The 24,227-nt window shown below is 65.3% G+C and carries 24 protein-coding genes; 14 read left to right on the forward strand and 10 right to left on the reverse strand.

Features of this window, described 5'->3' with window-relative positions; all coding sequences use genetic code 11:
- Positions 1-17 precede the first annotated feature (17 nt).
- Complete coding sequence (locus tag IP83_RS05500) at positions 18-587, reverse strand: helix-turn-helix domain-containing protein (RefSeq protein WP_054121211.1); 570 nt, start codon at positions 585-587, stop codon at positions 18-20.
- Positions 588-722: 135 nt separating this feature from the next.
- Between IP83_RS05500 and IP83_RS05505 the strand changes: the two genes are divergently transcribed.
- From IP83_RS05505 to IP83_RS20820, 3 genes are all read left to right on the forward strand, one after another.
- Positions 723-1,208, forward strand: a complete 486-nt coding sequence (locus IP83_RS05505; protein ID WP_054121212.1) for a DUF6456 domain-containing protein — start codon at positions 723-725, stop codon at positions 1,206-1,208.
- 89 nt (positions 1,209-1,297) lie between these two features.
- The gene (locus tag IP83_RS05510) at positions 1,298-3,112 is read left to right on the forward strand and encodes a DUF885 family protein (RefSeq protein ID WP_054121213.1); all 1,815 of its coding nucleotides are present in this window, start codon (positions 1,298-1,300) and stop codon (positions 3,110-3,112) included.
- A gap of 450 nt (positions 3,113-3,562) precedes the next feature.
- Entirely contained in the window at positions 3,563-3,838 is a 276-nt protein-coding gene (locus IP83_RS20820; RefSeq protein ID WP_156309591.1) for a hypothetical protein, read from the forward strand.
- A gap of 170 nt (positions 3,839-4,008) precedes the next feature.
- Here the strand turns inward: IP83_RS20820 and IP83_RS05515 are convergent, their stop codons facing one another.
- Entirely contained in the window at positions 4,009-5,802 is a 1,794-nt protein-coding gene (locus tag IP83_RS05515) for an ABC-F family ATP-binding cassette domain-containing protein (protein ID WP_054121214.1), read from the reverse strand.
- A 166-nt stretch (positions 5,803-5,968) separates the two neighbouring features.
- On the opposite strand from IP83_RS05515, the gene IP83_RS05520 reads away from it, so the two are divergent.
- The 3 genes from IP83_RS05520 to IP83_RS05530 all read left to right on the forward strand — a co-directional run bounded on the left by IP83_RS05520 (position 5,969) and on the right by IP83_RS05530 (position 8,507).
- Positions 5,969-6,271: a PepSY domain-containing protein gene (locus IP83_RS05520; protein ID WP_143146713.1), complete on the forward strand. Its 303-nt coding sequence runs from the start codon at positions 5,969-5,971 to the stop codon at positions 6,269-6,271.
- A 116-nt stretch (positions 6,272-6,387) separates the two neighbouring features.
- Positions 6,388-7,065 (forward strand): response regulator transcription factor, encoded by a 678-nt coding sequence (locus IP83_RS05525; protein ID WP_054121216.1) that lies wholly within the window; start codon positions 6,388-6,390, stop codon positions 7,063-7,065.
- A gap of 119 nt (positions 7,066-7,184) precedes the next feature.
- On the forward strand, positions 7,185-8,507 hold the full coding sequence (locus IP83_RS05530) for a HAMP domain-containing sensor histidine kinase (protein WP_082364514.1): 1,323 nt from the start codon (positions 7,185-7,187) through the stop codon (positions 8,505-8,507).
- Between the two features lie 7 nt (positions 8,508-8,514).
- Here the strand turns inward: IP83_RS05530 and IP83_RS05535 are convergent, their stop codons facing one another.
- Together IP83_RS05535 and hemW are read right to left on the reverse strand one after the other, a co-directional pair.
- Entirely contained in the window at positions 8,515-9,408 is an 894-nt protein-coding gene (locus IP83_RS05535) for a tyrosine recombinase XerC (RefSeq protein WP_054121217.1), read from the reverse strand.
- On the reverse strand, positions 9,405-10,556 hold the full coding sequence (gene hemW / locus IP83_RS05540) for a radical SAM family heme chaperone HemW (RefSeq protein WP_054121218.1): 1,152 nt from the start codon (positions 10,554-10,556) through the stop codon (positions 9,405-9,407). Before hemW ends, IP83_RS05535 begins: the two co-directional genes overlap by 4 nt.
- A 170-nt stretch (positions 10,557-10,726) precedes the next feature.
- On the opposite strand from hemW, the gene IP83_RS05545 reads away from it, so the two are divergent.
- Entirely contained in the window at positions 10,727-11,266 is a 540-nt protein-coding gene (locus IP83_RS05545) for a CAP domain-containing protein (protein WP_231624917.1), read from the forward strand.
- Here IP83_RS05545 and rdgB read toward each other — a convergent pair.
- Positions 11,211-11,840: an RdgB/HAM1 family non-canonical purine NTP pyrophosphatase gene (rdgB, locus tag IP83_RS05550; protein ID WP_054121219.1), complete on the reverse strand. Its 630-nt coding sequence runs from the start codon at positions 11,838-11,840 to the stop codon at positions 11,211-11,213. The genes IP83_RS05545 and rdgB overlap by 56 nt on opposite strands.
- The gene (gene rph / locus IP83_RS05555) at positions 11,837-12,553 is read right to left on the reverse strand and encodes a ribonuclease PH (protein ID WP_054121220.1); all 717 of its coding nucleotides are present in this window, start codon (positions 12,551-12,553) and stop codon (positions 11,837-11,839) included. Before rph ends, rdgB begins: the two co-directional genes overlap by 4 nt.
- Positions 12,554-12,682: 129 nt before the next feature.
- Between rph and hrcA the strand changes: the two genes are divergently transcribed.
- Together hrcA and IP83_RS05565 are read left to right on the forward strand one after the other, a co-directional pair.
- A complete protein-coding gene (hrcA, locus tag IP83_RS05560) occupies positions 12,683-13,747 on the forward strand; it encodes a heat-inducible transcriptional repressor HrcA (RefSeq protein WP_054121221.1) in 1,065 nt (354 codons plus the stop codon).
- Positions 13,744-14,307 (forward strand): nucleotide exchange factor GrpE, encoded by a 564-nt coding sequence (locus tag IP83_RS05565; protein WP_054121222.1) that lies wholly within the window; start codon positions 13,744-13,746, stop codon positions 14,305-14,307. The genes hrcA and IP83_RS05565 overlap by 4 nt, the downstream gene beginning before the upstream one ends.
- A gap of 130 nt (positions 14,308-14,437) precedes the next feature.
- Here the strand turns inward: IP83_RS05565 and IP83_RS05570 are convergent, their stop codons facing one another.
- A complete protein-coding gene (locus tag IP83_RS05570; protein WP_054121223.1) occupies positions 14,438-15,106 on the reverse strand; it encodes a cysteine hydrolase family protein in 669 nt (222 codons plus the stop codon).
- A gap of 144 nt (positions 15,107-15,250) precedes the next feature.
- Between IP83_RS05570 and IP83_RS05575 the strand changes: the two genes are divergently transcribed.
- Entirely contained in the window at positions 15,251-15,508 is a 258-nt protein-coding gene (locus IP83_RS05575) for a YMGG-like glycine zipper-containing protein (protein WP_054121224.1), read from the forward strand.
- Positions 15,509-15,514: 6 nt separating this feature from the next.
- Here IP83_RS05575 and IP83_RS05580 read toward each other — a convergent pair whose 3' ends face one another.
- A complete protein-coding gene (locus IP83_RS05580; protein ID WP_054121225.1) occupies positions 15,515-16,009 on the reverse strand; it encodes a hypothetical protein in 495 nt (164 codons plus the stop codon).
- Positions 16,006-16,542, reverse strand: coding sequence for a copper chaperone PCu(A)C (locus tag IP83_RS05585; protein WP_054121226.1), 537 nt, complete (start codon positions 16,540-16,542; stop codon positions 16,006-16,008). Before IP83_RS05585 ends, IP83_RS05580 begins: the two co-directional genes overlap by 4 nt.
- 168 nt (positions 16,543-16,710) lie before the next feature.
- Here IP83_RS05585 and dnaK point away from each other — a divergent pair, with 168 nt between their 5' ends.
- Positions 16,711-18,618 carry a molecular chaperone DnaK gene (gene dnaK, locus IP83_RS05590; RefSeq protein ID WP_054121227.1) on the forward strand — a complete coding sequence of 636 codons (1,908 nt, stop codon included), beginning with the start codon at positions 16,711-16,713 and terminating at the stop codon, positions 18,616-18,618.
- Between the two features lie 76 nt (positions 18,619-18,694).
- On the forward strand, positions 18,695-19,828 hold the full coding sequence (gene dnaJ / locus IP83_RS05595; protein ID WP_054121228.1) for a molecular chaperone DnaJ: 1,134 nt from the start codon (positions 18,695-18,697) through the stop codon (positions 19,826-19,828).
- Positions 19,829-20,023: 195 nt separating this feature from the next.
- Here dnaJ and IP83_RS05600 read toward each other — a convergent pair whose 3' ends face one another.
- Positions 20,024-22,342, reverse strand: coding sequence for a patatin-like protein (locus IP83_RS05600; RefSeq protein ID WP_054121242.1), 2,319 nt, complete (start codon positions 22,340-22,342; stop codon positions 20,024-20,026).
- A 119-nt stretch (positions 22,343-22,461) separates the two neighbouring features.
- Here IP83_RS05600 and IP83_RS05605 point away from each other — a divergent pair, with 119 nt between their 5' ends.
- Positions 22,462-22,701, forward strand: coding sequence for a hypothetical protein (locus IP83_RS05605; RefSeq protein WP_156309592.1), 240 nt, complete (start codon positions 22,462-22,464; stop codon positions 22,699-22,701).
- 140 nt (positions 22,702-22,841) lie between these two features.
- Positions 22,842-24,227: a TIGR03013 family XrtA/PEP-CTERM system glycosyltransferase gene (locus IP83_RS05610; protein ID WP_054121230.1), complete on the forward strand. Its 1,386-nt coding sequence runs from the start codon at positions 22,842-22,844 to the stop codon at positions 24,225-24,227.

Below are 24,227 nucleotides of genomic sequence, written 5' to 3' on the forward strand. Positions count from 1 at the left end.
CCGGCAATGCGCGAAGTTCAGAGCGAGCGGACGAGCAGCTCGGCCACGCCGATCCAGGCGGGGTGATCGATCACCACTTGCCGCTGGCCGACGCCGGGGGGGAGTAGTGCGACGCGGTCGCCGTCGCGGTCGATCATGCGGCCGAAAGCGAAGCGGCCGCCGGGGCGGGGCGCGAGCACATCGCGGTTGAGCGCGCGGGCGAAATCATCCGGGCCGACTTGCCGCAGCCAGACCTGATCGCCAGCGCGGTACTCCCCGGCACTCGCTTCGACCGTCATGACCACCAGCTGCGCGGATCCGGGGCCGACCGGAAAGACGGCGGACATCGGCTTGCTCAGCGCTTCCGCGCCGGTTGCGGCGAGGCGGGCGATGATCTGCGGCTCGCTGTCAACCTCTGCCTTTACCAGCAATTGCGGATCGACATCGAGCGCGGCGGCGATGCGGTTCATCCAGCCGAGCGAGAGCGAGCGCATGCCCGTCTCGAGACGGCCGATGGTTTGAGCTGTTGTCGGCGGCGCACAGCGCGCGGCGACATCGGCCAAGGTCAGGCCCTTTTGACGGCGGATATCGCGGATGCGGTTGATCATCTTGGGGGCACTTTCAGAGGCCTCATGCGTACTTTTACAGCTTTTGTGCGCTGCGGCAAGTTTTGTGCTTTCCTACAGCAACGACTCTCCGGCAATAACACGCATGTTCCTGATTTGTTTCTTGGGGAGAGTGCCATGGCGCAGTTTCTGGTGGAGCGTGAACTGACCGAGGAAGGGCCGCGGCGGGTGGATGGGGTGCGTCCCGGTGCCAAAGGTGCTGCGGTGCGCAGCGTCAAGGTCAATCTCGCCGAATCGCCGCTGTCCTGGCTCCATGCGCGCGGGCATCTGAATGACCGCCAGTTTGCTGCGGGCGAACGGCTTCGCGCGGACTGGGAGCGGGCGGACCTGGCGCCGTCGGTCACGATGCGCTGGGATCCGGTGCGCATCGCCGGGGGCGAGCGGGGCCTGACGCCGGGCGAACGACAGATTGCTGCAAAGCGGCGCTTCGATGGCGCGATTGCTGCGGCAGGACCGGGACTGGCAGACATCCTCTGGCGCGTGGTCTGTGCGGGCGAGGGCGTCCCGGCGGCGGAGAAGGCGCTCGCGTGGCCGGCGCGCAGCGGCAAGCTGGTGCTGGAGCTGGCGCTGGACCGGGTGGCGGGGTTCTACGGCATGTTATGAGGATTTCCCCAGAACGGCAGGACTTGTACCTTGTCTCTCTCGTGGGGGATGTGCGAGCGATCGGATGAGCCGATACGGGAGCCTAATCCATGGAAAGACGCGAATTTCTGGCCGGTGCAGCAACGGCAACGCTGGCCACCTGGCTTCCTGCAAAGGCCTTTGCGGCGGGCGCTGCGGCCCCCGGTGACGCGGCCTTTGCCGCGCTGGCGGACAAGCTGTTTTACGACAACCTGCTGCTGACGCCGCAGCATGCGACCGGCTTGGGACTCGATACGGGTGTTCGGGCCGCGCTGCTTTCGCGGCTTGATGACAAGAGCGAAGCTGGGCGTGCGGCGGGAGAAGCGTTCGACCGGGCAGGGCTTGCGGCGATGAGGGGCGTTGATCCCGCTTCGCTCAGCCCCGCGGTGCGGCGGCAGCGCGAGATCCTGGCCTATATGTTCGAGCGGCGGCTGGCGGGCGTGCCCTTCGGCATTGACGGCGTACAGCAGCCCTATCCGATCACGCAGCAGCAGGGCGTCTATTTCGATGTCCCTGACATGCTCGACAGCCAGCATCCGGTGGAAACTTCGGCGGATGCAGAGGCCTATCTGGCGCGGCTCAAGGCGTTTGCCTTTGCGCTCGATGAGGACAGCGCCGGGCAGAAGCGGCTGGCGGCGCGCGGGCTGATCGCGCCGCGCTGGTCGCTTGAACTGGCGCTGGGGCAACTGGCCAAGCTGCGTTCACCGGCGCCCGAGGCAAGTTCGCTGGTGCTCTCGCTGTCGCGGCGCACGACGGCCAAGGGCATTGCCGGTGACTGGGCCGGGCAGGCGGCGAAGATCGTGAAGGACATGGTCTATCCCGCGCTCGACCGGCAGATTGCGCTGATCAAGGCGCAGCGGCTCAAGACCCCGGCGGGCGATGGCGCGTGGCGCGTGCGCGGCGGCGATGCGATCTATGCGGCGGCGCTGGCCGAGGCGACGACGACCAAACTGACGCCGGAGGAAGTCCACAAGATCGGGCTCGAGCAGGTGGCCGACATTACGGCCAAGCTCGATGCGATCCTCAAGGCGGCAGGCTATACCAAGGGCAGCGTGGGCGAGCGGCTGACCGCGCTCAACCATGCGCCGGACCAGCTTTATCCGGATACGGATGCGGGGCGCAGCGACCTGATTGCTTCGCTCAATGCCGGGATCGCGGCGATGGCGAAGAAGCTGCCGCAGGCCTTTGCGAACTATCCGAGCGAGCCGCTGGAAATCCGCCGCGTGCCGGTGGAGATTCAGGACGGGGCTTCGAACGGCTATTACTACAGCGCCAGCCTCGATGGCTCGCGCCCGGCGATCTACTGGATCAACCTCAAGTCGGTGGGCGACTGGCCGCGCTATTCGCTGCCTTCACTGACCTATCACGAGGGCATTCCGGGGCACCACCTGCAGGGCGGCTATGCGCAGAAGGGCGGCGCACTACCCCTGTATCTCAAGGATTATTTCCTTTCGGCGCATGGCGAGGGCTGGGCGCTCTATGCCGAGCAGCTGGCGGACGAACTGGGCGGCTACACCCCGCTGGAGCGCGCCGGATATCTGCAATCCTTCCTGTTCCGTGCGGCGCGGCTGGTGGTCGATACCGACATCCACCACTACCGCTGGAGCCGCGAGAAGGCGACCGCCTACATGGTCGCGACCACCGGCTTCGCGCAGCCGCGCAGCCAGCGCGAGGTTGAGCGCTACTGCGTGCTGATCGGGCAGGCGTGCAGTTACAAGATCGGCCACACGGCGTGGGTGAAGGCGCGCACGAAGGCGCAAGCGGCCTTGGGCGACAAGTTCAGCCTGCCGTGGTTCCATGGGATACTGGAGGAAGGCACGATGCCGCTGTTCATGCTGGAGAAGCGGATCGAGGAGCGAACGGCGGAGCGGTTGGCGGCGGGGTGAGGGGGCCAATTAGGTGTTCATGTGATGCTGAGGCTTGTAGATGTACATGGATTGAAAATCCCACCATAGGTAAATTCGCGCGAATTCGGTATCTCCTGCAGTATAGAAGTCGCCATACTTTTGATAACTTGCTCTTGCTGCATCATTGTGATTTGTAGTAGTATGTTGCGTTATCTGGTTTGCTTTATTCTTTTCTTTGGGTTGGGAATGATTGTTTTCTCCCCGTCCCAATCAGAGTATAACAGTAGATATGCTAAGGCTTTGGCTCTCCTCAAAGGGGTGGAGGTCGGGCCTGTCCAACGTGTAAAGGGTAAGAACTTTGGCTACGTTCATCGGCGATATGGTCCCGATGGTTTGTATTGGGGAGCGCTTGCATTTTACACTGACGAATCCGCGTCATGCATCCGGTGCCCATTGCGGCTGGAAGAGAATGCTTCCCGGATAAGCGCGTTGAGTTACGTTCGTTTGGCAAGTGGCGCGCAATATATTGTTGAACTACGCGATGATAATGGAGCCGTACTGATAAACCGGTCCGATGTTATAAAAATAATGCGGCAGAGTGTTGTTGAAGCAAAGCGAAGCGTTGACAACGATGAAGCGCAGAATCCAGATTGGTCCGTTGCGGTATTTTTGTCAATTTTGTTCTCATTAATAGCGACGTTATGTATTGCAGGACTACGTGCGACGGCGCGCGAGGCTGCTAGGAAAAAATTGTCTGACAAATAGAGACGTACGCGGCCGATCCGATGCTGGGATGGGGGGCTCGTTTCGTCTTTGTCGCACGTAACGAAGCAATCCAGGGCGGTCCTGCGCGGCTCTGGATTGCTTCTCTAAGCTCGCAATAAAGAATGGGGGAAATGCGGCGATTGCAGTCCTTCCGACTGCTCTGAGTGCTCTTAACCTTCCACCATCTCCGCCAGTTCGAGCCAGCGTTCTTCCGCCGCGTCCCTTTCCGCCCGGGCCTTGTCCAGCGAGGCGGTGAGGGCAGCGAAGCGGGTGGGGTTCTTGGTGTAAAGGTCCGGATCGGCCAGCGCGGCTTCGTCGCGGGCGATGAGCTTCTCAAGCTCCGCGATGCGGTCTGGCAGTAGCTCGTAGTCGCGCTGGTCCTTGTAGGTGAGCTTGGCCTTTTTGGGCGGCGGTGGAGGCGGCGGTGCGGCGGCGTGCTTGTCGGCCGTTTCGCGCGCAATGGGCTTGCCGGCGAGGCGTGCCTTGCGCTGCTTTTCCCAATCGGCATAGCCGCCCGCGACCACGTCGACTTTGCCCGAGCCGTCCATGCCGAGCGTGATCGTTACGGTGCGATCAAGGAAATCGCGGTCGTGGCTGACGATGAGGACGGTGCCGTCGTAGTCCGAAATCACTTCCTGCAGGAGGTCGAGCGTTTCGAGATCGAGGTCGTTGGTCGGCTCGTCGAGCACGAGGAGGCTGGAGGGGCGGGCGAATTCCCGTGCGAGCAGGAGCCGCGAGCGTTCGCCGCCCGAGAGCGTGCCGACGCGGGCTTCGACCATGCCGGGATCGAACAGGAATTCCTTGAGGTAGCCGTGGATGTGCTTGCGCACGCCCTGCACGTCAATCCAGTCGCTGCCTTCGGCGAGCACGTCGCGAATGCGCTTGTCGGGCGCCATCAGGCTGCGCTGCTGGTCGATGATGACCGGGGTGAGCGTTCTGGCGAGGGTGACGCTGCCGCTGTCGGGCTCGAGCTCGCCGGTGAGGAGCTTCAATAGCGTTGTCTTACCCGCGCCATTTGCGCCGACGAGGCCGATGCGGTCCTTGCGCATGATGCGCAGGCTGAAGTCCTTGACGATAACCCGTTCGCCAAAGCGCTTGGTGATCTTGTCGGCGACGATGACCGCCTTGCTCTTGGCATCATCGCTGCCGAGGCTGATCTTGGCGGTGCCCTGGGGGCTCATCATCGCGGCGCGGGTGGCGCGCATTTCCCAGAGCTTTTCGAGCCGGCCCATGTTGCGCTTGCGCCGCGCGGTGACGCCGCGTTCGAGCCAGTGGGCTTCGATCTTGAGCTTGGCGTCGAGCTTTTCGGCGGCGCGGGCTTCTTCGGCGTAGACCGCTTCCATCCACGCTTCATAGCCGCCGAAGCCGATTTCGCGGCGGCGGATCGCGCCGCGGTCGAGCCAGAGGGTGGCCCTGGTCAGGCGTTCGAGGAAAGTGCGGTCGTGGCTGATGACGACGAAGGCGCCGGTGTAGCGCTGCAGCCAGCCTTCGAGCCATTCGATCGCGGCGAGATCGAGGTGGTTGGTCGGCTCGTCGAGCAGCAGGAGATCGGGTTCGCTGGCGAGCGCGCGGGCAAGGGCGGCGCGGCGGCGTTCACCGCCCGAGGCGCTGTCGGCTTGGCGTGAGAGGTCTATGCCGAGCTGGCCGGCGATGGATTCGACTTCGTGGCGCGGCGGGGCGTCCTTGCCCGAAAGGGCGAAGTCCATCAGCGTTTCGTAGCCGGTGAAGAACGGGTCTTGCTCGAGCGTGACGACGCGCGTGCCCGGCTGGACCGAGCGGGTACCCTTGTCGGCATCGATGAGGCCCGCGATCAGCTTGAGCAGGGTCGTCTTGCCCGCGCCGTTGCGGCCGATGAGCGCGAGCCTGTCGCGCGGGCCGATCTGGAGATCGAGGTCCTTGAACAGCCAGCTGGTGCCCTGGTTGAGGCCGAGGCCTTCCCAGCTGAGGATCGGTGCTGCTGCCATGATGGAGGCGCGCTTAGCGGGGAGGCGCCGCGAGGTCCAGTATGAGCTTGGCACCGGCGCGCTTGATCTGCCATAACGACGTCACAGGGAAGCGGTCATGGGGTGGGGACCTCAGCCCGCACGTTCACAAGCTATTCAAAGGCCTCAGGCTATGGCGCTTCGCATCATGCGTTGGACTTCCACACTTTTCGCCCTTGGCCTTCTGGTTTCATTTGCCCCAGCAGCGGACGCGCAGCAGCGCCGTGCCGACGAGCAGCGCGAGGCACGGCTCGATCTGCGCAATGGCAGCGTGCGCTCGCTGCGCGAGATCGAGGCGCGCGTGCTGCCGATGAAGCGCGGGATGCAGTATCTCGGCCCCGAATACGATCCGACCGCGATGGCCTACCGCCTCAAGTTCATTCAGGACGGACGGGTCGTATTCGTCGATGTGGACGCGCGCACCGGCCAGATACTGGGCGAATCGCACTGATTCCCCCAGTCTTGCGCGAAGCAGAACGGCCCGTTCCTTGACCGTTCAGGTTTGCCGCTCCATCACTTGGGGCGAATAGTGGTCCCGCCCGCAGCGGGCGCAGCAAGGGGCAAGCGATGCGCATTCTGATCGTCGAGGACGAACCCACCCTCGGCAAGCAGCTCAAGTCCACGCTCGAAGCCAATGGCTATGCCGTCGATCTTTCGGTCGACGGCGAGGATGGGCACTTCATGGGCTCCACCGAGGACTACGACGCGGTGATCCTCGATCTGGGCTTGCCGGAGATCGACGGGCTGACCGTGCTTGGCATGTGGCGCAAGGAGGGGCGCAAGTTCCCGGTGCTGGTGCTGACCGCGCGTGACAGCTGGTCGGACAAGGTGGCGGGCCTCGATGCGGGGGCGGATGACTATCTTGCCAAGCCCTTCCAGAGCGAGGAACTGATCGCCCGCCTGCGCGCGCTGATCCGCCGCGCTTCGGGCAATTCCTCGTCGGAACTGATTGCGGGCGGCGTGCGGCTGGATACGCGTTCGGGCCGGGTGACGCTGGACGGCGAGCCGGTGAAGCTGACCGCGCAGGAATACAAGTTGCTCTCGTACCTGCTCCATCACAAGGGTAAGGTGGTGAGCCGCACCGAGCTGATCGAGCACATTTACGATCAGGACTTCGACCGCGATTCCAACACGATCGAAGTGTTCGTGACGCGCATCCGCAAGAAGCTGGGCCCTGACGTGATCACCACGATCCGCGGGCTCGGCTACAGCCTCGACGATCCCGCGCAAGGCGGGCGCGGCTGATCCGGCCGGGGGCGCACGGCGTGGAGCACAGCGTGATTGCCCCCGGGGAAGATACTGCCGCCGTGCAGGCCGAGGCGCCGCGATCGACTGCCCCGCATACAGGCTCGCTCTCGCGGCGCATGCTGCTGATTGCGGTGGCGTGGATTTCGGTGCTGTTGCTGGGCGGTGGTCTGGCGCTCGATCGGACGATGACCGGCCTCGCCACGCGCAACTTCGACGATCAGCTGGGCTATATGCTGACCGCCATGGTCGGTTCGGCAGAGCTAGGGCCGGACGGCGAAGTGTTCTTCAACCGCGCTTTGGGGGACCAGCGGTTTCTGGAGCCGAACAGCGGGCTCTACTGGCAGATCAGCGGCAAGGGGCATGAGGACTTCCCCTCGCGCTCGCTGTGGGACCGCACGCTGAAGCTGAAGGGCGATCACTTCGACGGCAATCCGCATGTCTATGACAGCGAGCAGTTCGGCGAGGAACGGCTGCGGATCATCGAGCGATCGGTGATTCTACCGGGGAGCCCGATCAAGTGGCAGTTCGCGGTGGCCGCCAGCCGCAGCGATCTCGACGCGCAGATCCGGCGCATCCGGGCGATCCTGATCTGGTCGTTCGTGGTGCTGGGGCTGGGCCTGATCGCGATGGCGGCGATGCAGACGTACTACGGCCTTGGCCCGCTGCGCCGTGTGCGCCGGGCGATTGCCGACATGCGCGAAGGGCAGGCGCGGCGGGTGGACGAACCGCTTCCGCTGGAAGTCCAGCCGCTGGTCGAGGAGATCAACGGTCTACTTGAACACTCCGAGCGACAGGCCGAGGAAGCGCGCACGCATGCGGGCAACCTCGCCCATGCGCTCAAGACCCCGCTGACTGTGGTGATGAACGCGGCGACGGCCAAGGCCGATGACCTCTCGGACACGGTGATCCGCGAGGCGGCGGTGATGCGGCGGCAGGTCGACCACCACCTTGCGCGGGCGCGTGCTGTCGGGCGCCGCGCGACGGGGCTGGCGCGCGCCAGCGTGGGTGAAAGCGCCGAGGCGGTCGAGCGCGCGGTGGTGCGGCTCTATCCGCATGTGCGCTTCGATATGGATGGCAACCGCGAGGCGAGCGTCGCGATCGAGCGGCAGGACCTCGACGAGATTCTCGGCAACCTGATCGAGAACGCGGCGAAATATGGCGGTGGTTCGGTCTTCGTGACGATCGATGCGCTGCCCGATGATCCGAAGCATTGCGAGATCTGGATCGAGGACGACGGGATGGGCATTCCGGCCGAAGCCAAGGACAAGCTCTTCGCACGCGGGGCACGGCTGGATACTGGCAAGCCGGGGACCGGGCTGGGCCTCGCGATTGTGCGCGACGTGGCGGAGCTTTATGGCGGTTCGATCACGCTGGGTGAGAGCGAAGATCTGGGCGGGCTGCTTGCGGTGCTGCGGCTGCCGCGCGCGGCAGGGAAGTAGCGGCGTTTCAGGCGCGCGGATGTGCTGAGCGGTAGACGTCAAGCAGCGTTGCGGCATCGACTTTGGTGTAGATCTGGGTCGAGGACAGGCTGGCGTGGCCGAGCAGTTCCTGCAGGCTCCTGAGGTCTGCGCCAGCGCCCAGCAGGTGCGTGGCAAAGCTGTGGCGCAGCGCGTGGGGTGTGGTGGTAGGCGGCAGACCAAGGGCCACGCGGGCCCGGGCGACGGCGCGCTGGATCATCGCCTGCGCCAGCGGGCCGCCTTTGGCACCGCGGAACAGCGGAGCGCTGCGCTCGAGCGGGTAGGGGACCTTCGCGGCGTAGTCCTCCACTGCCGCTTTCACGATGGGCAGGATGGGGACGACCCGCTGGCGGCCGCCCTTGCCGGTGACGGTGAGTGCATCGCCCAATGGCAGGACGGCGGCGGTGAGCGAGAGCGCTTCGGCTATGCGCAGGCCTGCGCCGTAGAGCAGCAACAGGACGGCGCGGTCGCGGGCGCCGATCCATGGTTCGACGCCTTCGTCCGCAACCATCGCGGCGAGGTTCACCGCGTCGTCGGGCGTGACGGGGCGGGGCAGGCCCTTCTTGATGCGGGGGCCGCGCAGGCGGGGCGTAGCCGCATCGGGCGCGCCGGTTTGCGTGCGGGCAAAGGCGAGGAAGGCCTTGAGCGCTGACAGTTCGCGCGCGGCTGATACGTTGCCGAGCCCATCGGCGCGGCGCTCAGCGAGCTGGCGGCGAACGTCGCCGACTTCCAGCTTCGCGAGTGTGGACCAGTCCTGCGGAGGCGGCAGAACTTCCAGAAAACGCGCCGCAGTGGCGACATAGGCGCGGACGGTGTGCGGGGAGCGGCGGCGGGCGAGGGCGAGGTGGTTGCCCCAGGCTTCGAGCAAGTCAGCGACGCTCATGCCGCCACGAGTCCGGCCGGGACGAGCTCGCCGAGTAGGCCATCGAGCAGCGGCATGCCGGCATCGGTCACGACAAGGCGGTCGCCGCGCTCGGTGAGCAGGCCTTGCGTGATGTAGAACGCGCGCTTGGCGGGGGCGATCAGGTCAGTTTCGGCAAGCCCGAAGCGCTGCGCCAGCACAGCCGAGGCGATGCCTTCGCCAAGCCGCAGCCCCATGAGGATCGCTTCGGCGGCCTGCTCGCGGATACCCAGTTCGCGGATTTCGGCAATGCCGTGGAGCTGGGCGGCGACAGCTTTGAGATAGTTTTCCGGTTTCTTGTGGCGCACCGTCGCGAAGCCGCCGCGCCGGCCGTGGGCACCGGGGCCGATGCCGACGTAGTCCTGATAGCGCCAGTAGACGAGGTTATGGCGGCTTTCCTCGCCGGGGCGGGCGTGGTTGCTGATCTCATAGGCGGGCAGTCCGCCGGCAGCGGTCCGCTCGCGGGTGAGGGCGAAGAGATCGCCCGCCATGTCGTCGTCGAGCGGGGTAAAGCGGCCTTCGCGCACCAGCGTGGCGAAGCGGGTGCCGGGCTCGATGGTAAGCTGGTAGAGCGAGAGGTGACCAGTGCCAAGCGAGAGCGCGCGGGCAAGTTCGGCCTCCCACAATTCGGGCGTGTGATCGGGCCGGGCATAGATCAGATCGAAGCTGACGCGGGCGAAATGGCGCTGCGCCAGGTCCAGCGCGGCGAGGCCTTCGGAGGCATTGTGGAGGCGGCCGAGGAAGGCGAGCGCCTTGTCGTCGAGCGCCTGCAGGCCGAGCGAGACGCGGTTGATACCGGCACCTGCCAGCGCCGCGAAGTTGGCCGCTTCAACTGACGAGGGATTGGCCTCCAGTGTGATCTCGATGTCATCGGCAAAACGCCAGTGACGGCTTGCGGCTTCGATCAGCGCAGTGACCAGCGCTGGCGGCATCAGCGAAGGCGTGCCGCCGCCGAAGAAGATCGAGGTGAGCTCCCGCCCGCCGGTCAGCGCGGCTTCATGGGCCATGTCGGCAAGCAGCGCATGCTGCCACTCGGCTGCGTCGATGCCCTCACGGACATGGCTATTGAAATCGCAGTATGGGCACTTGGCGAGGCAGAACGGCCAGTGGATATAGAGGGCAAAGGCCATGCTTCTTTCCAGCCTGAGTCGGGCGGGCAAAGTCAAGGGCCAAAGCCTTGGGGACAGCGGTTATGCCGAAACATGCAGCGCTTGGGCTCGTTACTTTCGTTTGCCTTGTTGCCGCATCGCCAGCGGCGGCGCAGGTTGCCGTCACTCCGATGGAAACAGTGGGACCTCGTTTGCTCGTAGCCCATAACGCCGAGCGAATTCGGCTGGGACTGAAGCCGCTTGTGTGGAGCGCGAAGCTTTCCGAGCATGCGAAGAAGTGGGCGCAGACGCTCGCAACCTCCGACATGTTCGAGCACGCCCCGGTCGGGGCTGATGGCGGCGAGGGGGAGAACCTCTGGACCGGGACCAAGGACGATTACACGCCCGAGGAGATGATCGGCTTCTTCATCGACGAGGGGAAGCTGTTTAGGCGGAGCAAGTTCCCCGACGTTTCGACCACCGGCCAATGGACAGATGTGGGCCACTACACGCAGATCGTGTGGAAGGACACGCGCGAGGTGGGCTGCGCGATCGCCAGCAATCCGCGCAGTGATTATCTTGTCTGCCGCTACTTGCCGGCGGGCAATGTCATCGGCCAGCAGGTCTACGACTACAAGGCGGCGGATCGGCTGGCCAAGGCCGCGACTGCTCCAGCCGGAGCGGCTCCGGCGACGGTCAGTCCGTCAGCGCCGAAGAAACGAGCTTCGAAAAAGCATCGGCGCGGTGGCTGATCCTGTGCTTCTCGGCGGGGTCGAGCTCGGCGAAGGTGCGCGTATCGCCTGAGGGCACGAAGACGGGATCGTAGCCGAAGCCCATCGTGCCGCGTGGCGGCCAGGTGAGCGTGCCCATGGCACGGCCTTCGAACACGGCCTCGCGGCCATCAGGCCATGCGATCGCTAGGACGCAGGCGAACCAGCAGTTGCGCGGGGTATCGGCGCCGAGCTCGGCGAGTTTGCCCTCGACTTTGCCCATGGCCATGTACCAATCGCGGCCCGGACCGCCTTCGAAGGGCGCGGCTTCGGCCCAGTCGGCGGTGTAGACGCCGGGGGCGCCATTGAGGGCCGCGACGCAGAGGCCGGAATCATCGGCGAGTGCGGGCAGGCCTGCCGCGCTTGCAGCGGCATGGGCCTTGATGAGCGCGTTCTCGGCGAAAGTCGTGCCGGTTTCGGCAGGCTCGGGCAGGCCGAGTTCGCCGGCCGAAATGCAGTCCATGCCGTAAGGTTCAAGCAGGGCCCGGATCTCGCGCAGTTTGCCCGCGTTGTGTGTGGCGATGACGAGTTTTCCGGGCTCTAGCAGGCGTGTCACCGCGAGACGGCCTTTTCCTGCGCGGCGAAGATTTCGGCGCAGCCGATGCGGGCGAGGCGCAGGAGGCGCAGGAGGCCTTCCTCGTCATAGGTCGCGCCTTCCGCCGTCGCCTGGACTTCGGCGATATGGCCGCCCTCGATCAGCACGAAATTGGCGTCGGCATCGGCCGAGCTGTCCTCGATGTAGTCGAGATCGAGCACCGGGGTGCCCTGATGGATACCGCAGGAAATCGCGGCGACCTTGCGGGTGAGCGGGTCTTCGGAGATCGCACCCGCGTCCATCAGTTTCTGCACGGCAAGGCGCAGCGCGATCCATGCGCCGGAGATCGAGGCGGTGCGGGTGCCGCCATCGGCCTGGATGACGTCGCAGTCCAAGGTAATCTGGCGTTCGCCGAGCTTCTTGAGATCGGTGACGGCGCGCAAGGAGCGGCCGATCAGGCGCTGGATTTCCTGCGTGCGACCCGATTGCTTGCCCTTGGCCGCTTCACGGCTGCCGCGCGTGTGGGTGGCGCGGGGGAGCATCGAGTATTCCGCCGTGACCCAGCCTTCGCCCTTGCCGCGCATGAACGGCGGCACGCGCTCTTCCACCGAGGCCGTGACGAGCACCTTGGTATCGCCGAAGCCGATCAGCACGGAGCCTTCGGCGTGCTTGGTGAAGCCGGTTTCGACAGTGATGGCGCGCATTTCATCTGCGGCGCGGCCTGAGGGACGCATGGGAACTTCCTTTGCTCAATGTTTCCGCAGCCTTTAGCCAGCCGGTAGTGGAAGGGAAGGCCCCTCCTCACGAAAAGGCGGGGACGCCGATCCCTTTCATGGCCGGCGAATCTGCCCTAGATATGGGGCATGGCAGGACCCGGTCTGACCGAACTTTCCACGCGCGCTCGCGAAATCTTCCGGCTGGTGGTCGAAGGCTATATCGCCAGCGGCCATCCGGTCGGTTCGCGGACCCTTGCCGGGAGCGGCGGCGTGGCGCTTTCGCCTGCCTCGATCCGTTCGGTCTTGCAGGAACTGCAGGATGCGGGGCTCCTGGCGGCGCCGCATACCAGCGCGGGGCGGATGCCAACGGAGGTGGGCCTCAGGCTGTTTGTCGACGGGATCATGCAAGTGGCTGAGCCATCTGCGGCCGACCGCGCGCAGATCGAGCGGGGGCTGGCGGAAGGCGGCACGATCGAGGCGGCACTGGCGGCGGCGAGTTCGGCGCTGTCCGATCTTTCGGCGGCGGCGGGCGTGGTCATGGTGCCGCGGCGCGAGGTTCGGCTGGCGCAGGTTTCGTTCGTGCCACTGGGGCAAGGGCGCGCACTCGTCGTGCTGGTGGGCGATGACGGGAGCGTCGAGAACCGGGTGATCGATCTGCCCGGCTCGGCCAGTGCGGTGACGCTGGAGCAGGCGGGGAATTACCTGACGGCGCGCGTGGCAGGCCGTACGCTGGGCGAGGCCCTGCAGCTCATCCGCGCGGAGATTGCGGGTGGGCGCTCGGCGCTGGATACTGCGAGTGCTGCGCTGGTCGAGAGAGGGCTTGCGGTGTGGAGCCGCGACGCGGCGCAGCGGCCGGTGCTGGTGGTGCGCGGGCAGGCCAATCTGCTCGATGAAGCCGCGCTTGGAGATATCGAACGGGTGCGGCAATTGCTCGACGAACTTGAAAGCGCGGAAGCCATCGCGGGCGTGCTCGATGCCGCGCGCGAAGCGGACAGTGCGCGCATTTTCATCGGCAGCGAGAACCGGCTGTTCTCGCTTTCGGGCTCCTCGGTGATCGCGGCGCCGTGGCGCGACGGGGAGGGGCGCGTGGTGGGCGTTGTCGGCGTTATCGGACCGACGCGGTTGAATTATGCGCGGGTTGTCCCCATGGTTGATTTCACGGCTCAATCCTTGAGCAGGATCATCACCCAGGACGGATTTGGTAGAAAATGACTGAGAACGACACGCGCCCGCAGGATGCCGAAGTGGCTGCCGAGCTGGAGGGTGTGCCCTCTGAACTGACGGAGGGTGGCGATGCGCTGGCCGATGTGGTGGAGGCGCTGAAGAGCGATCTCGAGGCGGCCAAACAGGACGTACTCTATGCCAAGGCCGAGACGCAGAACGTACGTCGCCGCATGGAAAAGGAAGTGGCCGATACGCGCGCCTATGCCGCGACCTCGTTCGCCCGCGACATTCTGTCGGTCGCCGACAACCTCTCGCGCGCGCTCGAATCGATCCCGGCGGAGCTGCGCGAGGACGACAAGATGAAGAACCTCGTGGCGGGGCTGGAAGCCACGGGCCGCGAGATCGAGAAGGTGTTCGCCAGCCACGGCATCAGCCGGATTGCCGCCAAGGGCCTGCCGCTCGATCCGCACCAGCATCAAGCCATGCTGGAGATTCCGTCGGCCGATGTGGAGCCGGGCACGGTGCTGCAGGAACTGCAGGCCGGCTACATGATCAAGGACCGCCTGCTGCGCGCAGCGATGGTGGCGGTGGCGAAGAAGCCGGATTGAGGCTGATTTCCGTTTGATCCAATCCCCCAATCCGCTCACCCTGAGCTTGTCGAAGGGTGCTGGCGCTGCCGTTGTGCTTGATGCTTCGACAAGCTCAGCATGAGCGGGTTGGGGTAAAAACTTTGGTTATTCAGCGCAGCAGCGCCACGACCTCGTCCGTATCGTAAAGATCAGCGAACACGAACGCCATGCTGTGCAGCGTGGCGGCGTGTTCGGCGTCGGTCAGCGCGGCATTGGCATCGCCTGCAAACAGCACGCGGTAGTTGAATTGCATCGCATCGCGCGCAGTGCTTTCGCAGCAGCAGTTGGTGAGCGTGCCGGTGATCACCACGGTATCGATCCCGCGCGCCTTGAGCACGGCGTCGAGGTCGCTGGTGCAGGGGGTGAAGCCGCTGAAGCGGTGCTTGTCGACGACTGCATCGCCGGGCTGAACATCGAGCGCGGGCCAGAAATCGTGGTAATGCGCGCCTGGCGTGAAGGCGGCACGGTGGGTGGCGGCGCCTTCACCGAGGCGGCGGACGAAAACCGACCAGCTTGCTGCATCGGGCGTGGTGAAGCGCAGGAACACGTTGTGCCCGCCTGCTTTGCGGACGGCGGCGCTGATGCGGTTGATGTTGCCGACGATCTCCCGCGCCATGGGGACTTCGACCGGCGAGCCTTCCTCCATGAAACCGTTCTGCATGTCGACACAGATGTGGGCGAGGCGTGTCGGGTCGATGTCGTCAAACACATTGCGCACGCCCCCGCGCGCGGCGGCGACGGCATCGAGAATGGTGTGGGTGTCGACGGCGTGGGGCATTTCGGCGGTCCTTCTCCTGCGCGGCAAAAATGCCACGGCTGGGCGCATTCGCGCCAGATCCGGCCAGACGGGCTTTCGCGTGGCGGAACCGGAACTGCGGGCAGGCGTTTGTGACCTTGAGGCGGGCCTTGAGGAGACCGAACGATGAACCGCAAATTCCTTCTTCCAGTCATGGCTCTTGCCGCGCTTTCCACGGCGGGCTGCGCGCGCAACTATGCCGGGGAGGGCGCGCTGGGTGGCGCCGCAGCCGGCGCCTTGCTGGGCGGTGCGAGCGGCGGCGATGTCGGCACCGGAGCCGCGATCGGCGCGGCGGCGGGCGCGCTGGGCGGCTCGCTGATCAAGAAGCACGGCCGCTGCTATCGCCATGACCGCTATGGCAACGAGTACGAGGTCCGCTGCTGAGGCTGGTCAGGCGAGGCTAATTGGGAACGGCAGGACGGATTGCAGTGACGCAAGCGGGGGCGCCGCCGGGTGCGGTGCCCCTTGGGCTGCGAGAAAGGCGTGCGCGACCAGTTCAGCCTGCTGTTCGATACCGTAGGCGGAGAAGCGCCGTGCCGGATTGAACTGGTACTCGTAGCGGCAGAACGGGTGGCGCATCAGCGGCAGGTAGAAACGGCCGCGCTGCTGGCTCTGCCAGACGTGGACGAGTTCGTGGATGAACAGGCTTTGCAGGCCGAGCGGAGCCGTGCTGAAATCGTCACGGTAATGCGGCCCGGCGGGATGGAAATGGATGTGCCCCATCGGCGCCATGACGGTCCCGCGCGGCTGGAACGGGAACCAGCGCCGGCGGCGGATGCGCACCGGCGCGAGATCGATGGCATCGCCGAAGACGCTGTGCGCTAAGACCAGCTCGTCCGGCGTGAGGGACCGTTCGGCGCCGGGCGGAAGCGTGTGGACGCTCACATGTGGTCCATCATGCCTTCCATTGCGCCGGTTTCTTCAACCTTGGCGAAGGTGCTGACCTTGTCGCCGTTGGCGAGAGTGAAGGTGACTTCGACATCCTTGCCCGGCTTTACCGTATTGGCGAGATCGAACAGCATGACGTGATAGCCACCGGCCTTGAACTCGGCGGGCTGGCTTTCGCTGAATTCGACCGCGTTGACCGGTTCCATCGTGGAGACTCCGTTCTCGGTCTTGCTTTGGTGCATCTGCGCGCGGCCGGCGCCGTCGACGTGGACGGCGACAAGGGTGTTGGCCTTGCCCGCCGTCTGCTGGATGGTGAAGTAGAGCACGCCCGGGTTGCCGGGCACTGCGGGCAGCTTGATCACCGGTTCGATCACGCTGACATTCGGCGCGTTGTCGGGCGCCAGGGCGTTTGCCGAGGCCGAAGCCGACGCCGATGCAGCGGCATCGGGGGCATTGCCGCTGCAGCCTGCCAGTGCCAGCAGGCTCACGCTGGCGGCAAGGATGAGGGCGGCGGAACGGATGGGGGGCATCGAGGCTCTCTCCAGTCTTGAAACGAGACGTAATATAGGCGCAGGCGCAGGCCTTGTCCCGGAAAGAAGGCGACCTATATCGCCCTGTGAAGGAGCTGCATAGACGAAGGCTTGCCCGGTTCGGGGGGCCGCACCCGCAGCGTCCAAAGGGCAAGGAAACAGGACGACATGGCTAAAGTTATCGGTATCGACCTCGGCACGACCAACAGCTGCATCGCGGTGATGGACGGCGGCACTTCGAAGGTCATCGAAAATTCCGAAGGCGCGCGCACGACGCCCTCGATCGTCGCTTTCACCAAGGATGGCGAGCGCCTGATCGGGCAGCCGGCCAAGCGCCAGGCCGTGACCAATCCCGACAACACGATCTTCGCGGTGAAGCGCCTGATCGGCCGCCGCTTTGAGGATCCCATGACCCAGAAGGACATGGCGCTGGTTCCCTATGGCATCGTCAAGGGCAAGAACGGCGACGCATGGGTCAAGGCGGGCGGCGAAGACTACAGCCCCTCGCAGATTTCGGCCTTCATCCTCCAGAAGATGAAGGAAACCGCCGAAAGCTACCTCGGCGAGACCGTGACGCAGGCGGTGATCACCGTACCCGCCTACTTCAACGACGCGCAGCGCCAGGCGACCAAGGATGCCGGCCAGATCGCGGGCCTTGAAGTGCTGCGCATCATCAACGAGCCGACCGCAGCCGCGCTCGCCTATGGCCTCGACAAGCAGGACGGCAAGACCATCGCGGTCTACGACCTTGGCGGCGGCACCTTCGACATCTCGGTGCTCGAGATCGGCGACGGCGTGTTCGAGGTGAAGTCGACCAACGGCGACACCTTCCTCGGCGGTGAAGACTTCGACAACGTGCTGGTCGAGCACCTCGCGGACAAGTTCAAGTCGAAGGAGAACATGGATCTCCGCACCGACAAGCTGGCTCTGCAGCGCCTGAAGGAAGCTGCCGAAAAGGCCAAGATCGAGCTTTCGAGCGCGCAGACGACTGAGATCAACCTGCCCTTCATCACCGCGCGCATGGAAGGTGGCAGCACCACCCCGCTGCACCTCGTCGAGACGGTGACGCGTTCGGACCTCGAAAAGCTGGTCGCCAAGCTGATCGAGCGCACACTCGAGCCCTGCCGCAAGGCGCTGGCTGACGCGGGCGTGACCGCCAAGGACATCGACGACGTCGTGCTCGTGGGCGGCATGACCCGCATGCCGCGCGTGCGTGAAGTGGTGAAGGAGTTCTTCGGCAAGGATCCGCACACCGGCGTGAACCCGGACGAAGTCGTCGCCATGGGCGCGGCGATCCAGGCCGGCGTGCTGCAGGGTGACGTCAAGGACGTGCTGCTGCTCGACGTGACCCCGCTTTCGCTGGGCATCGAGACGCTGGGCGGCATCATGACCAAGATGATCGACCGCAACACGACGATCCCGACCAAGAAGAGCCAGGTCTACTCGACCGCCGAGGACAACCAGCAGGCGGTGACGATCCGCGTGTTCCAGGGCGAGCGCGAGATGGCGCAGGACAACAAGCTGCTCGGCCAGTTCGACCTCGTCGGCATTCCGCCGGCGCGGCGCGGCGTGCCGCAGATCGAGGTGACCTTCGACATCGACGCCAACGGCATCGTGAATGTCTCTGCGAAGGACAAGGGCACCGGCAAGGAACAGCAGATCCGCATCCAGGCCTCGGGCGGCCTTTCGGACAACGACATCGAGCAGATGGTGCGCGATGCCGAGAAGTTTGCCGAAGAGGACAAGAAGCGCCGCGAGGCGGCCGAGGCGCGCAACAACGCCGACAGCCTTGTCCACGCGACCGAGCGCCAGCTGGAAGAGAACGGCGACAAGATCGACGCTTCGCTGAAGGCCGAGATCGAGGAAGCCATTGCCGACGCCAAGAAGGCGATCGAGGGCGGCGACCCGGCCGATATGAACGCCAAGACCCAGGCGCTCACCGAAAAGGCGATGAAGATGGGCCAGGCGATCTACGAGAAGGAGCAGGCTGCTGCGGCTTCTCCGGGCGGCGAGGCTCCCAAGGGTGCCGAGGACGTGGTCGACGCCGAGTTCTCGGAAGTCGACGACACCAAGTGATGTTGCGCTGAGCCGGCCCGCTGCCTGCCTCGTATGAGGCATGGTGGCGGGCCGGTCGCCTTGAGGTGGGACCGCAATGTCGGCAGAGATTGATTTCTACGAGCTGCTCGAAGTCGAGCGCACCGCGGACGAGAAAGTCCTCAAGTCCGCCTATCGCAAGCTGGCGATGAAGTATCACCCGGACAAGAATCCGGGCTGCCAGGACAGCGAAGCCAAGTTCAAGCAGATCAACGAGGCCTATGCCTGCCTCTCCGATCCGCAGAAGCGGGCGGCCTATGATCGCTATGGCCATGCCGCGTTCCAGCAGGGCGGCGGTGGGGGCGGCGGCGGCTTTGCGGGCGGCGGCGATTTTGGCGATCTCGGCGATATCTTCGAGACCATCTTCGGGGGCGCATTCGGCGGCGGCGGGCGCCAGCAGGCGCGGCGCGGCGCGGACCTGCGCTACGACATGGAAATCACGCTCGAGGACGCGTTCCACGGCAAGTCGGCGGAGATCGCGGTCGAAGTGGCGCAGAGCTGCCAGCCTTGCGGCGGCACCGGCGCGACGCCGGGTACCTCGGCAAGGCGCTGCAACTTGTGCGGCGGGCACGGCAAGGTGCGCGCGCAGCAGGGCTTCTTCATGGTCGAGCGCACCTGCCCGACCTGCCACGGCCGCGGCGAAGTGATCGAGAGCCCCTGCAAGAGCTGCCGCGGCGAGGGCCGCGTGGATGCCGAGCAGAAGCTCGAAGTCCAGATCCCGGCAGGCGTCGACAACGGTACGCGCATCCGCGTTGCGGGGAAGGGCGAGGCCGGGCCGTTCGGTTCACCGGCGGGCGACCTCTACATCTTCCTCCATGTGAAGCGCCACCGCATGTTTGAGCGCGAGGGCACGACCTTGCTCACGCGCTGCCCGATCAGCTTCACCAAGGCGGCGCTGGGCGGCGAGATCGAGATTCCGGGCCTCGACGGGGCGCGGCACAAGATCGAGATCCCGGCCGGCATCCAGTCCGGCAAGCAGCTGCGCAAGCGCGGGGCAGGCATGCCCGTGCTGCAGGGCCGCGGCGCTGGCGATCTGGTGATCGAGATTCAGGTCGAGACACCGACAAAGCTTTCTGCGCGCCAGCGCGAATTGCTGCGCGAGTTCCAGGCGACCGAGACGGGCGAGGAAACCCCGCAGTCAAAGGGGTTCTTCGACCGGATCAAGGATGTGTGGAACGATCTGACGGAGTAGCGGCTCAGGTCAGGCGGAAATTGGCCGCTGAGTCTCCACGAGGTTCGGCTACGCTTCCGACCCCAATTCCGCTCACCCTGAGCGTGTCGAAGGGTGCTGGCGCGACCGGCGAGGATGATGCTTCGACAAGCTCAGCATGAGCGGTCCGGGGCAGGCGGCAAGGGATAGGGTGAGCCACAGTGGACCCGGCTGAACTCAGCTCTCGGCAAACATCGCGTGCACTTCCGCGATCACGCCATCGACCATGCCTGCCTCAGCGGTCAGGCGCGGCTTTTCTTCCTTAAGGATGGCGAGGAATACATCCCGCTTGAAGCTGCGGATCACGCTGTATGCCAGCGGCGGCTCGGCAGTCGAGGCGATCAGGTCCACCGTGCGTTCAGCGCCGTGGAGGCGGCCCCAAAGGTAGTCGTTCTCGCGGTAGGCCCGCGCGAAGAACGCGCCGAAGTGGAAGAATTCGATGCCCTTGAGGCAGGCGCTCGTGCCGCCGGTGCGGATCGACATCGCGTCTTCGGGCGAAATGCGGTCGACCTTGACCGGATCGAATTCGCCCATGCCTTCGCCTTGCAGCAGCGGCAGGGTGGCGACATCGTAGAACGGGAAACCGAGATAGGCATAGAGGAAGCGGCGGCGCAGCGGCTTGCTCATTGCGGCAAGGCCTTCGACGATCATCGCATCGACGACAAGATCGATGCCGGTGAGATCGCGGCGAGCGGCGATCTCCTCAAGGATGGCGGCCGGGCGGACCAGTGCCTTGGCGGCAACATCGGCAAAATCCTCGCCAAGGCCCGCCGCGGTCTGCTTGGCCTGATAGAGCGCCTGCGCATGGTAGACGATATCGCGCGCGGCCTCGCGTTCGGCGAGCGAGATGCCTTCGGCTTCTTCCCAGTCCTGCGTCAGCCGCCGCGCCAGCAGCTTGAGGCGCCGCACCCGGAAGGCAAGGTCATGCGCACGGAAGAAGGCGATGGCCTCCGTCGTCGCTCCGCCCTTTGCCTCAGCAAGGCGGTCGAACCCCAGCATGGCGAGGTGCGTCCAGAGCGCGGCTTCCACGGCGCCGCGCTCGGGCACCTCGATCATCGCTTCCTCGACGACTTGCGCCAGGTCCGCGACCACGCCGGCGAGCTTGACTTGCGCATAGCCGTGGAACGCGAATCCGGCCTGTTCGGCGGCGGCCTGCTGGGCCTTGGCGCGCCATGCGGTAAGGCGCTTCAGGTTCGGTTGATCGAAGAAGAACGTGTAGCCGAACAGGCGCTCGACCGCCGTATCGATCTCGCCGCGCAGGGTATCGACGATGAGCCGGAGGCGCGCGCGTTCACGCGATTGGGCTTCGAGCGCTTCGAGGTTGTCGCGGATCGGCTGTTCGCGCGGGATCGAGGACAGCGAACCGAAGATCGCCGAGAAGAAGCCGACCGAGCGCTCCATGTGATCGGGCATGCGCATGCGGTCGGGGCTGGGGTCGATGTATACGAAGCGCCGGTCCACCTCGCGCTGGGCGGGGCGATCGCGCAGCACCGCCATGGCGGGGGCAAACGGGCGGTTGACGAGCACTGCACCATCCACCAGCGCGACTTCGGCAAGCTGGCCGCGCTTCCAGCGGCTCGGCATCACGCGCTTGAGGAAGGCTTCCCGGCCATGCCACGCAAGGTCGCGCTCGTGGGTCAACTGGTCCATTTCCGCGAGCATCAGCGGGGGGAATGCGCCGGGAAAGCTGGCGGTGGAACGCGCAGCGAAGACGAGTTCGGGGCGCTCGGCGATGTCCTCGCCCGCGCCGGAAGCGGCGTTGCGGCGAAAGCCGATGGCGAGGCGGTGTTCGCTTTCCTCGACGACAGGGGGGCTGTTGAGCCTGAGGTCTTCGAGGTGGCCGTTGAAGTCGGTCGCCGTGACGAGCAAGTCGAGCGGATGGCCGGCGGGGAGCAGCGGCGGCGTGTTGCCCCCGGTTTCCGCCATGGCATCGAGCGCTTCGGCGAGCAGGCGCGAGAAGCCGATGCCGCTGAAGGGCGGCGCGAACCAGCGCGCGCGGATGAGATGCGAGAGCTTGAGGCGGACTTCCTTTCGCGTCTTGGCCGACCCGACGGTGCGGCTGACGACATTGCCGGGACGCTTGAGCAGGAACCACACCAGCGGCTGCGCCCAGAACTTGGCGAAACTGCTCCATGGCCGCGCATCGGGATCGAGCAGGATCTCGACGTCGGCCCGCTCCAGCCACAGCGTCGTCAGTGGCTCAAGGCTCTGGCCGCTGGACAAGGCCTGGGCGAGGAAGACCCCGTTGATCCCCCCAGCGCTCGCACCCGAGATGATGTCGGGCAAAATGCGCAGCTTGAGGTCGCGCGTGGAAACCAGCGTGTCGAGCATGCGGCGATAGACCGCCTCCGCCCCGGAACTCGGCGGGCTTTCCTCATGAAACGCGCGGCTGGCGCGCGTGGCGTACCAGATTTCCTTGGTGACGCCGTGCATGTAGACCGCAAGGCTGATGCCGCCGTAGCAGACCAGTGCGAGCCGCAATTCCTTCTCCCGCATGGCCAGCAACATGACACCGCACGGAAGCGGGCGCCAGCGCGATGTGCGCATTTTGGCGGAACATCGGTGCGCCCCAGTGGATTACTCCCATGCGGTGGGTGCAATGGAAGGAAGCTGTCATGAGCGATGAACGTATTGTCGAAGTCGAGCGCCCGTCCGGCGGTGCGTCTGGCTGGCTGATAGTGCTGGCGGTGATCGTCGCGATCATCGTTGGCGCCCTGCTTCTGAACAAGATGACGGACAGCGATGCGCGCAAGAACAGCGCCTTGGCCGAAGCCGCGCATGATGTCGGCAAGGCTGCATCGAAGGCGGGCGACGCGGCGGAGAAGGCGGCTGACAAGACTGCACCGCAGAACTGACCAGATTTGTAAAACGCGCCGACAAATCGGCAGTGCGCGAGGCCGAGGCGGTGCGTTTTCCTTGATTCCGGGCGCTTGGACACCATCGGGCAGGTGTCAAGTTTACCGACGGTTTACGCCTTTGCGCGTATGCCTTCTGCATGATCCGGCTGTTCAAACTCTACATCCCGAACGCGGTGTTCCTGCTGGCACTGCTGGATTTCGTTCTGCTGATCGCCTCGGGAGAGCTTGGCTGGTCGGTCCGCGCGCACCAGATCGGGATCGACAGCGGCGTGCTGGCCGACCGGTGGATGCCGCTGCTCATCTTTGCCGGCCTGGTGCAGATGGCGATGATCGCGGTCGGGGTCTACGGATCGGACGCCCTGCGCTCGATGCGCTATGCCACCGCGCGGCTGCTGGTGGCGATCAGCCTTGGCATCATCGCGCTCTCGGTCGTCTACTTCCTGCTGCCCGGCCACACCTTGTGGCGATCGAACCTGTTCTACGCGATGTTCATCGCAATGGTGCTGCTGGTGTTCATCCGCATCCTGCTGGGCGGCCTGCTCGGCACGGCGGTGTTCCGGCGGCGCGTGCTGGTGCTGGGGGCAGGTGACCGGGCGGAGCGGCTGCGCCAGCTGGGTGAGCGGATCGAGGCGGGTTTCGTCATCGTCGGCTTCGTCGGCATGAGCGACAGCGCGCCAGTGATCAAGGAAGCGATCAACCGCAATGCGATCCACAACCTGACGCGCTATGTCGAGAACCTCGGCGTCAGCGAAGTGGTGCTCGCGCTGGAGGAGCGGCGCAATGCGCTGCCGCTGAAAGATCTGCTGCGGATCAAGACCACCGGTGTCCACGTCAACGATTTCTCGACGTTCATGGAGCGCGAGACGGGACGCGTCGATCTCGACACGGTCAATCCCAGCTGGCTGATCTTTTCGGACGGGTTCTCGTCAGGCCGGATGATCTCGAGCGCGATGAAGCGCATTTTCGATATCTGCGCCAGCCTTGCGCTTCTGCTGCTGACCGCGCCTGTGATCGCGCTCTTCGCACTTCTGGTGAAGCTCGACAGCCGCGGCCCGGCCTTCTTCCGCCAGACCCGCGTCGGGCTCTATGGGCAGAATTTCAGCCTGATCAAGCTGCGTTCGATGCGCACCGATGCCGAGAAGGCGGGTGCGCAGTGGGCCGCCAAGGACGATCCGCGCGTGACCCGCGTCGGCCGCCTGATCCGCAAGTTGCGCATCGACGAGCTGCCGCAGGCGTGGACCGTGCTCAAGGGTGAGATGAGCTTTGTCGGCCCCCGTCCCGAGCGGCCGGAGTTCGTCTCCGACCTCGAGGAAAAGCTGCCCTACTACGCAGAGCGGCATATGGTGAAGCCGGGTATCACCGGCTGGGCGCAGATCAACTATCCCTATGGCGCCTCGATCGAGGATTCGCGCCACAAGCTCGAATACGACCTCTATTACGCCAAGAATTACAGTCCGTTCCTTGATTTGCTGATCCTCCTCCAGACGCTGCGCGTGGTGCTCTGGAACGAAGGCGCACGCTGA

The sequence above is a fragment of the Novosphingobium sp. AAP93 genome, from assembly GCF_001296055.1.
GTDB lineage: Bacteria > Pseudomonadota > Alphaproteobacteria > Sphingomonadales > Sphingomonadaceae > Novosphingobium.

What these genes read in the sequence shown, in the direction of transcription:
- hrcA (WP_054121221.1), top strand. Translation starts at nt 12,683, where the DNA reads ATGGCAGGACCCGGTCTGACCGAACTTTCCACGCGCGCTCGCGAAATC.
- IP83_RS05600 (WP_054121242.1), bottom strand. Translation starts at nt 22,342, where the DNA reads ATGCGGGAGAAGGAATTGCGGCTCGCACTGGTCTGCTACGGCGGCATC.
- IP83_RS05520 (WP_143146713.1), top strand. Translation starts at nt 5,969, where the DNA reads ATGCGTTGGACTTCCACACTTTTCGCCCTTGGCCTTCTGGTTTCATTT.
- IP83_RS05610 (WP_054121230.1), top strand. Translation starts at nt 22,842, where the DNA reads ATGATCCGGCTGTTCAAACTCTACATCCCGAACGCGGTGTTCCTGCTG.
- IP83_RS05505 (WP_054121212.1), top strand. Translation starts at nt 723, where the DNA reads ATGGCGCAGTTTCTGGTGGAGCGTGAACTGACCGAGGAAGGGCCGCGG.
- IP83_RS05565 (WP_054121222.1), top strand. Translation starts at nt 13,744, where the DNA reads ATGACTGAGAACGACACGCGCCCGCAGGATGCCGAAGTGGCTGCCGAG.
- IP83_RS05575 (WP_054121224.1), top strand. Translation starts at nt 15,251, where the DNA reads ATGAACCGCAAATTCCTTCTTCCAGTCATGGCTCTTGCCGCGCTTTCC.
- hemW (WP_054121218.1), bottom strand. Translation starts at nt 10,556, where the DNA reads ATGGCCTTTGCCCTCTATATCCACTGGCCGTTCTGCCTCGCCAAGTGC.
- IP83_RS05525 (WP_054121216.1), top strand. Translation starts at nt 6,388, where the DNA reads ATGCGCATTCTGATCGTCGAGGACGAACCCACCCTCGGCAAGCAGCTC.
- IP83_RS05500 (WP_054121211.1), bottom strand. Translation starts at nt 587, where the DNA reads ATGATCAACCGCATCCGCGATATCCGCCGTCAAAAGGGCCTGACCTTG.
- IP83_RS05510 (WP_054121213.1), top strand. Translation starts at nt 1,298, where the DNA reads ATGGAAAGACGCGAATTTCTGGCCGGTGCAGCAACGGCAACGCTGGCC.
- dnaJ (WP_054121228.1), top strand. Translation starts at nt 18,695, where the DNA reads ATGTCGGCAGAGATTGATTTCTACGAGCTGCTCGAAGTCGAGCGCACC.
- IP83_RS05605 (WP_156309592.1), top strand. Translation starts at nt 22,462, where the DNA reads ATGAGCGATGAACGTATTGTCGAAGTCGAGCGCCCGTCCGGCGGTGCG.
- IP83_RS05535 (WP_054121217.1), bottom strand. Translation starts at nt 9,408, where the DNA reads ATGAGCGTCGCTGACTTGCTCGAAGCCTGGGGCAACCACCTCGCCCTC.
- IP83_RS05585 (WP_054121226.1), bottom strand. Translation starts at nt 16,542, where the DNA reads ATGCCCCCCATCCGTTCCGCCGCCCTCATCCTTGCCGCCAGCGTGAGC.
- rph (WP_054121220.1), bottom strand. Translation starts at nt 12,553, where the DNA reads ATGCGTCCCTCAGGCCGCGCCGCAGATGAAATGCGCGCCATCACTGTC.
- IP83_RS05515 (WP_054121214.1), bottom strand. Translation starts at nt 5,802, where the DNA reads ATGGCAGCAGCACCGATCCTCAGCTGGGAAGGCCTCGGCCTCAACCAG.
- IP83_RS05530 (WP_082364514.1), top strand. Translation starts at nt 7,185, where the DNA reads ATGCTGCTGATTGCGGTGGCGTGGATTTCGGTGCTGTTGCTGGGCGGT.
- dnaK (WP_054121227.1), top strand. Translation starts at nt 16,711, where the DNA reads ATGGCTAAAGTTATCGGTATCGACCTCGGCACGACCAACAGCTGCATC.
- IP83_RS05570 (WP_054121223.1), bottom strand. Translation starts at nt 15,106, where the DNA reads ATGCCCCACGCCGTCGACACCCACACCATTCTCGATGCCGTCGCCGCC.